Origin of the sequence: Mycobacterium kyorinense (assembly GCF_002101735.1) — a bacterium.
Classification (GTDB): Bacteria; Actinomycetota; Actinomycetes; order Mycobacteriales; family Mycobacteriaceae; genus Mycobacterium; species Mycobacterium kyorinense.
Genome location: NZ_LQPE01000010.1, coordinates 42,939 through 52,326, shown reverse-complemented (window position 1 = coordinate 52,326; position 9,388 = coordinate 42,939). Strand labels below are relative to the sequence as shown.

12 protein-coding genes and 1 pseudogene are annotated in these 9,388 nt (G+C 64.0%); 8 read left to right on the top strand and 5 right to left on the bottom strand.

Features of this window, described 5'->3' with window-relative positions; genetic code table 11:
• Positions 1-788 precede the first annotated feature (788 nt).
• The 5 genes from AWC14_RS02115 (at position 789) to AWC14_RS29370 (ending at position 4,508) form a co-directional block, all read left to right on the top strand.
• Entirely contained in the window at positions 789-1,505 is a 717-nt protein-coding gene (locus AWC14_RS02115) for a ParA family protein (RefSeq protein WP_045374720.1), read from the top strand.
• A complete protein-coding gene (locus AWC14_RS02110) occupies positions 1,505-2,395 on the top strand; it encodes a ParB/RepB/Spo0J family partition protein (RefSeq protein WP_045374722.1) in 891 nt (296 codons plus the stop codon). Before AWC14_RS02115 ends, AWC14_RS02110 begins: the two co-directional genes overlap by 1 nt.
• Positions 2,396-3,235: 840 nt before the next feature.
• Positions 3,236-3,424 (top strand): hypothetical protein, encoded by a 189-nt coding sequence (locus AWC14_RS02105; protein ID WP_045374725.1) that lies wholly within the window; start codon positions 3,236-3,238, stop codon positions 3,422-3,424.
• Positions 3,421-4,122, top strand: a complete 702-nt coding sequence (locus AWC14_RS02100) for an Rv1815 family serine proteinase (protein WP_231113853.1) — start codon at positions 3,421-3,423, stop codon at positions 4,120-4,122. Before AWC14_RS02105 ends, AWC14_RS02100 begins: the two co-directional genes overlap by 4 nt.
• Positions 4,123-4,178: 56 nt before the next feature.
• Positions 4,179-4,508: a helix-turn-helix domain-containing protein gene (locus AWC14_RS29370; protein ID WP_081264587.1), complete on the top strand. Its 330-nt coding sequence runs from the start codon at positions 4,179-4,181 to the stop codon at positions 4,506-4,508.
• Here the strand turns inward: AWC14_RS29370 and AWC14_RS02090 are convergent.
• Positions 4,470-5,021: pseudogene (locus tag AWC14_RS02090) on the bottom strand (exonuclease domain-containing protein); the annotation flags it as partial. The gene AWC14_RS29370 and the pseudogene AWC14_RS02090 overlap by 39 nt on opposite strands.
• Here AWC14_RS02090 and AWC14_RS29365 point away from each other — a divergent pair.
• On the top strand, positions 4,992-5,558 hold the full coding sequence (locus tag AWC14_RS29365) for a hypothetical protein (protein ID WP_235215825.1): 567 nt from the start codon (positions 4,992-4,994) through the stop codon (positions 5,556-5,558). The pseudogene AWC14_RS02090 and the gene AWC14_RS29365 overlap by 30 nt on opposite strands.
• Entirely contained in the window at positions 5,539-5,826 is a 288-nt protein-coding gene (locus AWC14_RS02080; RefSeq protein WP_048892245.1) for a hypothetical protein, read from the top strand. Before AWC14_RS29365 ends, AWC14_RS02080 begins: the two co-directional genes overlap by 20 nt.
• A gap of 95 nt (positions 5,827-5,921) precedes the next feature.
• On the opposite strand, the gene AWC14_RS02075 is transcribed toward AWC14_RS02080, so the two are convergent.
• From AWC14_RS02075 to AWC14_RS02065, 4 genes are read right to left on the bottom strand one after another with little or no spacing between them, the layout of a single operon-like run.
• Positions 5,922-6,887: a hypothetical protein gene (locus AWC14_RS02075; RefSeq protein ID WP_048892246.1), complete on the bottom strand. Its 966-nt coding sequence runs from the start codon at positions 6,885-6,887 to the stop codon at positions 5,922-5,924.
• Between the two features lie 2 nt (positions 6,888-6,889).
• Positions 6,890-7,501, bottom strand: coding sequence for a hypothetical protein (locus tag AWC14_RS02070; RefSeq protein ID WP_045374731.1), 612 nt, complete (start codon positions 7,499-7,501; stop codon positions 6,890-6,892).
• The gene (locus AWC14_RS28885; protein WP_162835645.1) at positions 7,485-7,637 is read right to left on the bottom strand and encodes a hypothetical protein; all 153 of its coding nucleotides are present in this window, start codon (positions 7,635-7,637) and stop codon (positions 7,485-7,487) included. Before AWC14_RS28885 ends, AWC14_RS02070 begins: the two co-directional genes overlap by 17 nt.
• 14 nt (positions 7,638-7,651) lie before the next feature.
• Positions 7,652-8,695, bottom strand: coding sequence for an ArdC-like ssDNA-binding domain-containing protein (locus AWC14_RS02065; RefSeq protein ID WP_045374733.1), 1,044 nt, complete (start codon positions 8,693-8,695; stop codon positions 7,652-7,654).
• Between the two features lie 156 nt (positions 8,696-8,851).
• Here AWC14_RS02065 and AWC14_RS02060 point away from each other — a divergent pair, with 156 nt between their 5' ends.
• A complete protein-coding gene (locus AWC14_RS02060) occupies positions 8,852-9,346 on the top strand; it encodes a hypothetical protein (RefSeq protein ID WP_235215824.1) in 495 nt (164 codons plus the stop codon).
• The last annotated feature ends 42 nt before the right edge of the window (positions 9,347-9,388 follow it).

Genomic DNA, 9,388 nt, shown 5'->3' with positions numbered 1-9,388 from the left:
CTGGTACGCGCGCATGGTCCGCTCGCAAGGGGTCGATGCATTATTGCCCAGCTCGGTAGACGCGACCACATCGATTGCGTTCGCGGTGGGCCCCGAGCCGACCCGCGGAGAATCATCGATCGCAAGGGGACGCGCGGGGCGGCCCGCCGAAGTAGCGGATCTACGCGCCGAGGCCTACATCGACTGCCGTTGCATCCCATCGTTGGACTCGCGCGATTTCTCTGCGATAGCACGTGGCCTAACCGCAATCGAGGGACTGCGCGGCGGGTGCCGCAGGCGACGTGGGCGAAGCGAGTTGAGGGCGCCGGCGCGGGGCCGGTCAGCGTGGCAGTCAGAGCGCATAGCGCATATGCGTTCGAACCGCTCGGTGGCCCGGTGGCGCCGACATTGCGGCCTGCCCGCCGGCGCGGGGAAATTTGTTCGGAAACGCTAGTACAAGCAGTTAGAGGTTCCATTGGGATGCGGCGCTTTGGCGCCACAGCAGCGAGATCTTCGCGGTCCGATCCCAAGCGACAGCAGATGCAGTTTTCCGCGGAAAACTACCTTCGCCTGAACACGATAAATGCAGGTCACAGCAGTCTGCGGACGCAACTCCTGGTCCTAGCAAGCGTTCGGGGCGGCGTTGCGCAGGTGCACCATGTCACGCAGTTTTCCGCGGAAAACTGGTCAATTGTTGCGCAGAATTCAGCGTGTCGGGGGCCGGTTGTAGTGTGTCGGACGTAGTCTTTGGCTGCCTGTTCCCCGTAGGCCGCGATCGCGGTCGAAGAACACGAAGGTCCCTCTCCCCTATGACTAGAGTTGTCACTGTTTTGAACCAAAAAGGCGGTGTCGGCAAGAGCACAGCGACCGTCAACCTCGCAGCAGTGCGAGCCGAAACGCTGACCGCCGACCTCGACCCGCAAGCCTTCTCGCCAGTTGCCGCAGTGTCGATTGACCCGCAGGGCTCGGCGAAATGGTGGGCCAACCGAGTCGACGCACTCCCCTTCCATCTCGTCCAAGCACACGACGATCCCCTCGAGTGGCTAAGGCAGCTCAACAATCTCCCCGGCATCGCCGAGGTGTACGTCGACACCGCAGGGTGGTTCGACCTTGACCCGGATTCCTGCGGGGATGGTCTCGGCGACGGATACTCCGCGGACGCGCTCAGGACCGTCCTGGACGTCACCGACGAAGCGATCGTGCCCATCCTGCCCGCCCCAATGTGCTTCGACCCGACCGCACGGACGATCCGCAAGCTCCTCGAACCGCGAAACATTCCCTACCGCGTCTTCATCAACGACTGGGACCCCCGAGACGGTGAGCACTGGCTGTTGGAAACACAGAACTTCATTCGCCGACAGGGATGGCCGTTAGCTGACACGGTGGTGCGCCACTACAAGATTCACACGAATGCCTCGAACGAGGGCATCGTGGTCACCCAGTACAAGAAGACCGGCACAGCCGCCAACGCGGCGGCTGACTACTACAACCTCGCAGACGAACTCAACATGGTAGGAGCCCGCTAATGGGACGCGGCGGTGTTAAGACATTCGATGCCCTCGTTGACGCTGTCGGCGACAATTCGTCAGTCGACGGCTCTGCGCATGTACCGGTAGTCACGCCACGATCGGGACTGTCCCGATCGGTGCCACTACGAGACTTGGTAGCCAACCCATACAACCCCCGCGATTCACTCGGCGACCTAGACGAACTGGCATCAATCGTCGATTTCCAACTCCAGCCGGTCGTGGTTGTCACCCGGGGTGCGTTTCAGAACATCTATCCGCAAGCCACGATTTCGGCGCGCTGGGTGGTCATCATCGGCAACCGCCGCCTAGCGGCCGCACAGAAGTTCGGCCGGCCCGAACTCGACGTCGTCATCAAGGACGAGTTGGCCAAAGACCACGCAACACTGCTCACCGCGATTATTTCCGAGAACGTCGATCGCTCCGGCTTCGATGTCATCGAGGAAGCCAAGGCCGTCGAGAAGCTTGTAGAGGAGTTCGGCAGCGCCGACGCTGCGGCCGAACACCTCCGAAAGAGTAAGACGTGGGTCTCACATAGGCGAGCGCTGCTCAACCTGACACCAGACCTTCAGGAAGCCACTCGCAGAGGCGATCTCGCGATTCGGGAGGCACGTTCGCTTGCGCGCGTGCCACTTGAGCAGCAGGTGGCACGGTGGAACGCGACCCGCGACCGAAACAGACGTGACGGCGACAGCAATCATGAAGTGGGGGAGGGGACTGGACAACCAGCGCCTGCAAGCGAGGCGTCGGCGCCGAACCTGCGGTCGGTGACAAAGGCGTTGCGGAAGTTCGATACCGAACCGAACGCCTTGGCCGCTGCATTGCACCAGCAGCTTGGCGATACAGGAGCTCGGACACTCGTCACTCAGCTCAGGAAATTGTTGAAGTAGCCAAGCGGGTATCAGTTTTCCGCGGAAAACTGACACCCACTCGTGACGCAACGGCAAGATACGGGGGCGGTGAATTCCCCAGGGAATCAATCGGTTTCGGGGCGCCGCAAGCGTCAGCCGGGCTCGCGACGGCAGCACACGCCGCCCGCAAACCGACGCCCGGTTGCTGGGAAACCGTGCGCCCATGCCGGACCTCCGGCGGGGTGCCGACTGACCAAGTTACCCGCTGTGTGATGGCTTGAGTGGGTGCGGTGCCGGTGACACTTTGTCGCTCAGCTGGTGGCGAAAGTCCGATGGGTGCTAGTAGCGGTACGTTCTCGGCTCAGGATGAGCCGGTCGGTCGTTGCCGCCGCGGTTACGCGGTGGCTCCGGTGGCTGGCGGCGGAGCCGCCTGCCCGCGGTTAACGGCGACCGGCTAGGGCAGTTGCGGGGCTGGCTCACCATGGTGGGCGCTGACCGGAGCCACTGGGTCGCCAGTGCCGTTTAGCGGGTCGGCCGCCGACGATCAGGCAGGTGAATCGCACACAGGCAGGCATTTCTGCGGTGTCGAGCCGCGCGTATCGCGCTGAGCAGTGGTTATTTCCAGTGACGCGGGGGAGAGGCGTTGGGGAACCTTCTCATCTCAACCGCCCTTGAACCATGGAGAAGACCACAGTCAAGAAGCTAGCAAGCTATAACAGCAGCAAGCATGGAATCATAAAAGCCAACAAGCACGGAAGCCAGCAATCACGAGACCATGCGCGGGAGCGAGCTTGTCCTCTACCAATCAAGCAATGGAGCTAGCTAGCATCTCTGTGAGATGCGCGTCCTGTGAGCGCGCCAGTCAGGAGAGAGGCGCTGATGCCCGAGCCAGCCGCCGGCGACGACCAGGTCCAAATCAGCTTCCGCGTGCCCTACGAGCTGAAAATGCGATTCGAACAGGCCGTTCTGTACCGGTCGGTGCGCGAGCGGCGCAAAGTCACCGCCACCGCGGCGCTGATCGAGCAAGTAGAGGCGTTCATCGAGCACGAGGAAAGGCAACGCGCGTGACGATCCGACTGAGGGGGCTGTTCACCGCGGCCGCCGCATTGCTGATCACGGCCAGCGTGGCTCTTCTTGCACCGCCGGCATCCGCCGCCAACACGATGGTCTTCCCGGGAATGACGATCGTGCAGGGCAGCACCAAATGCACCCTCGCCTACGTCGACACCACCAATCACATCGGCTACTCGGCCGGCCACTGCAACAGCGACGGCCAGGTCCGCGACACGGCCGGCAACCGCATCGGCACCGTTCTCTACTCACACACCAATCGCGCCGGCCAACCCACCACCGGATCACAAGACACAGTGATCGACTACGAAGCCATCAGCCTCCAGCGCTCCGCCGGCACCGTCACCAACCTGCTCGGCCCCACCTTCACCCGGCCACTAATCACCCAACCCGGCCTGCAGCCGCAGCCTGGCATGCCGGTCTGCCACCTCGGAGCCACCACCGGCCGCTCCTGCGGCCTCATCGCCGACGTCCACCCCGGCTGGTTCACCATCAACCCCGGCCGATACGACCTGACCAGTGACCACGGCGACTCCGGCGGCCCGGTCTACACCTACACCCGCGCCAGCGGCGCCAACCCGGTGCTGATCGGCATCTTCCGCGGCCGCCACGGCCAACAGCTCGCCGCGGTCAGCTGGCCAGACACCCAGCAACAAGCCCTCAAGGACGCCACCGCCACACCGTCCAACAACTAACAGCAGGCCAGAGCTCGGGCGATAAAGTGAGGGCCACCTCGTGAAAGGTCCTCGTTATGCCCTCACCGCAACCGGCAGCACACTTCACCGACACCGCGGTGAACATGCAGGTGAGAGCTGAGCTGATCGATGCGATCAACCACCGCATCGCGGCCAACGGATGGACTCAAGCCGAAGCGGCCCAACGCCTCAACGTGACCCAGCCCCGCATCTCCTACTTAGCTCGCCGCCAAATCGACCGGTTCAGCGTGGATGCGCTGCTCAACATGGCCGCGCTGGCTGGCCTTCAGATCGAAATCGCCGTCCACACCAAACAACGCGAACTCGGTCGCACTGCCCGGCGCCCGGATCGGCAGCGGCACACCGAGAGCACGCGCACGGTCTAAGGCGCGCATCAGCACCTGTGTCAGCACCACGGCGTCGTCGAAGGCGTCGTGCGGACGCCTCTGCGTGATCTCCCAGTATTTGGCCAAGGTGCTCAATTTCAGGTTGTCGGTGCCCAACTGGAGTCGGCTGGCCAGCTCGACCGTGCACATCACAGCCTCAACAGGTAGCGCGACACCGGCGATGCGCGCTTCGGCGGCCAGGAATGCGTAATCGAACGCGGCGTTGTGGGCCACCAGTATTCGCCCCTGAAGCAGCTCGGCCAGGTCGGCAGCGACATCGGCGAAGCGGGGGTGCCCGGCGAGCATGTCGCGGGTCAAGCCGTGGATGTCTGTCGGCCCCGGATCCACTCCCGGGTTGAGCAGACTGACAACCGCCCGCTCTATGACGCCGCTCGGGGACATTGCGAGGGCGGCAAGGCTTATCACCCGGGATGTCTCGGGATGCATCCCCGATGTTTCGACGTCGACGACAGCCCAACTCCGATGGCTATCGAATGGCCGCTGGTAGATCATGCCGATAGCATTCCAGCACCCACCGACAGCGAAGCGGGTTCATCTCAACGCGGTGCGGGGGAGCGCGCTGATAAGCCCGCTTATCAGCAACACCTCTTGGCAAAACCCAAACGCGCCAGTTCACTTGACATCAAACGTATTTCACGCAGGACGAGGTCCAAGGAAAGATGGATGACAAACGAGAACGCAAAAGCGATCAGTAGCGCAACGCGCCGGCAGACGTTTGGTCACAACAACGTCGACTGGCCCGTCAACGTACTGGCTATCACGCCCGAGGAGGATCCCGTCATGCAGACATCAAGCCCCAGCGCGGTCCCGGCCGACTACACGGCCAACACCGACACCGTTCCCGTTGGCCTGAACGGTTCGCAACGCGAACGTTACCTCGGCCTCGATCGCACACAACGCAGGATCTACCGCTACCACTACGACGTGTGTGGCCGCCTCGCCTCCCATTGCTACAAGCTCGCGGTCGGCGAAAACCTATGGCCAGCAGTACCAAATGAAAGAAGGAACGATGACGGCTCTGACCGCTAACATCGCACGCCATCTTGCGGCTCGGCTTGCCGATCTCGGCATCGAGACATCCGCAGAACGGCTGCAAGAGCTGGCGGCGGGCGAACACGCTACCCATGCCGAAGTCGATGCCATCAATGAACTCTCGATGGCACTGTTTGCGGAGTACATCAACCGCGGCGGCACAAACTACGACCTGGTCAGCCGCACCCTTAGCGACGTGGGGCACTCCAAACAGGTAGCGAAGATGGTGCAACTCTGCAGCCGACTGCTGGGGCGCGTCGATTGATCGGGGCCCAAGTTATCGTGATAGTTCCTAAGACAAAACAGGATTCACGCCAGCCCTATGTTTTTTGGCTGGGTGGGGATGTCCACGACAGACTTCTAGCTTGTCGGAACGGCCCCTGACGAGTCGGTGCCGGATAACGTGCGAATCAGGGTCTGCTTAGCCGGTTGCGCTTCGTGCAACGCCTTGAGTAGCTGGCCGAGCCGGGCGAGGCGCTGCGCGGCAGCTAAACAATCACGGGCGGTTTGGGCGCTGTTCGCGGCATCGACACCGTCGGCCGCCGTCACCGGGTCGACACTTAAAACCGTGCTCAACACAGCTTGCAGGTCGGCGCCGCTGATCGTCGCGCGCGCGATCATCATCGACTGCGCTCGCGCCAGCTTCTGACAATCCGTAGCGGGCCCGGCCGCCATATCCGGGCGATCGTCCCGGCCGGTCACGGCATCGACGGCACGGCTAAGCGGATCGGCACCCATCGAATCAGACGCCATATCGCGGCAGTAGTCGCCGGCGGCTGCGACGTCGCCCGCAGGTGCACGGGGGAGTGCCGCGGGGATTGCCGGCAGCATTGAAGATTCGTCGTCGGAACTGACCGCTCCGTCCGTGCTGGTGGGGGAGTGGCGTTCGGCGATGACCTCGTCGATCAGCTCTCGCAGCGCGGCGGTCTGCGCCCGGCTGTCGCTGATACCGTCCAGCACATCGGGTGCGGCCGCGACGACCCTGCGAGCTCCTGATTGACCGAGTTGCGCAATATCGTTGGGCGTTACCGGAATCCGCGTATCCGGGGCCGTCAAATCCCGCAGCGGGACCACCAGGGTTTCGACTCCTTGCCGGTAGCGCCGCGCATTCGACGCTGAACCTCCCAGCGTGTATTGCACGAATTGGCCGAAACCCGCAAATGGGGCGCCGGTGTCATCGTGAAGGTAGCGCCAGTCCTCGTCGCGGTAGATCGCGGCCAGGACCTCCAGCACCCCACCGACAGCGCGCTTGAGCTCCTCGACCCTCCGCACAGCACGCTCTCGGGGCGTCTCCACCTCCGCCGATCCGGACAACGCCACGGTCATGGTCACAATCGCTGACCCTCCGCAGCCGCCGCGGCCGCTGCCACCTCGGGCCCGACGAAGTCGACGACTCGCTCCCGCGTGCGCGGGTCCCCCAGCGCCCCCGCAACGACCTGCGCCAACGTCGGCGCAAACACCCCCGGCTCGGCGTCACACACGATCCGCAGCCGCTTGCGGATGCGGCCGTCGGGCATCAGCCGCAAAAGCCACACGACCACCTGCCCGGACTCGATCACCGACGGGCCGTTGCGCAAAGATCCCATCACCCGATGCTCAACCAACGCCCGCGCCAGCGGATCGGCGAAGTCCCCGACCGGGATCGCCTCCAACGGCCCGTCATACTGCGTTTGGTTGCCCAGCGCGCACCGCTGCTCGTACTCCTCGGCCGCGGCCGCCAACCCGGCCAGATACGTCGCCCGAAGCACCCGGCGATACTGTTCATCGTCGGCCAGCTCGTAGCGGCGAAACATCTCCGCCGCCCCATCGGGTGTGGCGGCATACTCGATCGCGGCCCGCCGCAGACGCTCGCGCGCCGCGCCCAGCTGCCGGCGAACCTCGGCCAGTTCCCGGCGCTTCTGCTCCCGTAATAACCCGGTGCCGCTAGCCGTCGTGCTCACGCCGGTTGGCCTCGTCGACACCCCAGAACTCATCGACCTGCCGCTGCACCGACAACTCGTCGGCACCTGTGAACACCTGCGTGCTGCCGTCGGTCGGATCGGTCACCTCAAGCTCCACCCACGTCTTACCGCCCATTGGTCACACCCCTTCTATGAGTCAAACCGCTTGATACGACTAAGGATTCGATCGGACGCCTTCACCACAGCATCCGCGGTGTGGCGCACCTTCTCCGAATCACCCTGTGCCCACCCATCGATATAAGCGAACGAAAAGCTCGGCGCGTCCATCCCATAACGCCGGCTCACCACGTAGCTGACGCTTTCTGCCTCAACCTCCATCGTCGAGCGCTGACCCCCCGCCCCAGTGTGATAATCGGCCGTGCGCTCGAGGTGACCGAGCTCGATGTGCGCCAGCTCGTGCGCCAACGTCTTCGCCTGGTGCGCATCGCTATAGCAGGTGTTGATCATCACCGTCTTCGACACCGGGTCCGTCGCCCCATCAGGAATGTGATCACCCTGCCCGAGATCCTGATATACCAGCCGGTAGCCGTGAGCCTCCACCTGCGCGCGCAGATCGTCGTGCATCCCTGCCGGCGCGCGGCCCTCAGATCGAGTGAACGGCACCACCGGCGCTTCCGGCAGCGGCGCACCGCTCGTCGACGACACGTCGAACACCGGCACAACCTTGTACCCGATCAGGCGTTCTTCCTTGGTCTGTTTGCCGTTTTCGTCCTCGACCACAACACGCTTGAGCATCGGCGCATAAATCCAGATCGCCCTCTCGCCCTTGTTGACCGAGCGGCCGAACTCTTTCCACTTGTGAAACCCCGCCACCCGGGTCGCGTCGGGCTTCTGCATCGAAATCAGCAGCTGGTTGTTCAGCGAGTACTGGTGGAAGCGCCGCGACACCTCGAGGAACTCACGCCACTTATCGGCGGTGGCGAGCTCGCTGATCGCGTTGTCGATCTCCCGGCGCACGTCTTCGCTGCGGGTGGCCTTGTCGGCGAACGTGACCATCCGCCGCTCACCCGGATCACCAAGCCCGGCGCCGGCGGCCGGCTCGCCCAAGTCTGCCAGCAGCGCGGCCTCCCGCTGCTCCAGCTGTGCTACCAGCGCCGCAGCCCGACCATAGGCGGCACGGGTATCACCCGGACAGCGCCGGGGGCCGCCCGGCTCAGTAGGGGCCCGACACATCAGCCCTTGCTCCCTTCACCGCTGGGGTTACACCTCCCGCGGCGAGACCAGCATCAGCCAGCGAAAAGTCGGTATTCAAGAGGACCGCGCTGGACGCTCCTCTTGAATCCGCGGCGGGTGTTCACGAAGGCTTGTCCCACAACACCAGCGCAAAGAATGACCGACGAACACATGGGCAAGTACGCCGCTACAACGGATGTCGGGGCCGACCGCTCCCGCGCCGAAATCGAGCGCACACTGCAACGCTATGGCGCCCGCGGCTTCATGTACGGCTGGGACGAAACCCGCGCCGTGCTGGGCTTCATCATTCATGACCGCCAGGTCCGCTTCATCCTCCCGCTACCGGACCGCGACGACCCCGAGTTCAACCGCACCGCCACCGGCCGGCAACGCACCGCCAAAGCCGCCGGCGAGGCCTACGAGCAGGCGGTGCGCCAACGCTGGCGTGCGCTGGCCTTGGTCATCAAGTCGAAGCTCGAAGCTGTCGAAACCGGGATTGTCGACTTCACGAGCGAATTCCTGGCCCATCTGGTGCTGCCGAGCGGTGAGACGGTCGGCGATGCCGTTGTGCCCCGCGTCGACGAGGCCTACCGCACCGGCCGGACCCCGGAGCTGCTGCCAACGCACAGCCCACGAGCCATCACCCAATGAGCAAAGGGCATTTCGTGACACGGACGATCCGCAGGCATGGCA